The sequence below is a fragment of the Mesorhizobium sp. M7A.F.Ca.CA.001.08.2.1 genome (genome assembly GCF_003998455.1).
Lineage (GTDB): Bacteria > Pseudomonadota > Alphaproteobacteria > Rhizobiales > Rhizobiaceae > Mesorhizobium > Mesorhizobium ciceri.
In genome coordinates this window covers 1-1432 of the sequence record NZ_RZPW01001122.1, presented here as the reverse complement: position 1 = coordinate 1432, position 1432 = coordinate 1, and the positions used below count along the sequence as shown (strand labels likewise).

General features: G+C 61.5%; 1 protein-coding gene. It reads left to right on the top strand.

The features are described from left to right. Positions 1-278: 278 nt before the first annotated feature. Positions 279-1432: HAMP domain-containing sensor histidine kinase (locus tag EN914_RS35390; RefSeq protein WP_127389688.1), on the top strand; the 1154-nt coding region annotated here is incomplete at its 3' end.

The following is a 1432-nucleotide window of genomic DNA, read 5'->3' as shown; positions in this document are numbered from 1 at the left end:
GTGCCAAGCGTGATCGAATCGCCGTCGTTGATGATTGCCACGCCTTGCGTCTTGCGTGTCTCCACCCGGTCGAGGCGGGCCGCCAGCAGGATCAGCAGTCCGAGGATGATGACGGCAAGCCCGTAATCCACCAGCCGGCGCCACAGGCTTCTGGGGCGCGCAACGTATCGCCGGCGCGGCTTCGGCGACCATGAACGGCTCATATGGCAAACGGTTGGTTAATCATTCGAACGTAGCTTAACACTTGGAAACCGCTGCTCGCATAAATTGAAGTTTTGATGCCCTTGCAACGCTCGAACACAGCGGACAAGTTCATTGTGGACCGCAGGAAACGCCATCGCAACAGCGATGTCGCGCGCGCGGTGCGCAAGACGCGTGACCGTCTTTCGCAGCAGGCCGGCAATCCCGATTTCGATCGCGAACTGCTGAAGCTGCATGCCCGAGCGATGACAAGCGGCGCCATCGCCATCCCGCTTCTCGTGCTGGCGATTGCCGCGGGTGGCCGGCTGGCCGGAATCGGCAATGAGATCGGGCTTTGGGCGCTGTTCACGCTAACCTGCTACACTATCGTTGCCTTCATGGCGCGGCGCATCGAGCGCACTGAAGCTTCCGAGCTCAACCCTTTGCAAGCACGGCGGGAATTCCTGATCGGCCATTTCCTGTGCGGTCTCGGCTGGGCTTGGTTCGTGTGGCTTGGCTGCAGCGTCTGCGAGGTCGATCCGTTCCACATCGTCAAGGCCGTGGTGCTGTTGTTCGCCATGGCGGCGACCGCGGTGATGACCTCGTCTCTGCGGGGCGCGCTGCTGGCGACCTTTGCCGTTCCCGTGGCGCTCTACGCCTATGCCGGCGCCAAGCTATGGATGCCGGTCGAGGCGATCATGGCCGCGCTGCTGGTCGTGTCGCTGCCGTTTTTCGCCTATGTGGCCCGTCATCTGAACCACTCGTCCTTGATGATGCTGTCGTTCCGCTCCGAAAAGGATGCGCTGATCGCCGAACTGGAGACGGCGAAATCGATGTCGGACGAAGCGCGGCGGCGGGCCGAGGACGCCAATCTGGCGAAATCGCGGTTCCTCGCCTCGATGAGCCACGAATTGCGCACGCCGCTCAACGCCATCCTCGGTTTTTCCGAGGTGATGTCGAACGAGGTGCTGGGACCGATGAGCAATCCCACCTATCGTGACTACGCCCATGACGTGCACGAATCCGGCCAGCATCTGCTCGACCTGATCAACGAGATTCTCGACCTGTCACGCATCGAGGCCGGCCGCTACCAGCTCAATGAAGAACCGGTGATGCTGCTTGGTATCGTCGAGGACTGCTGTCACATGATGGAGTTGAGGGCGCGCAACAAGGATATCCGTGTCGTCCAGGATTTCGAGCACGAGCTGCCTCGGCTGTTCGCCGATGAACGGGCCGTGCGGCAGATCACGCT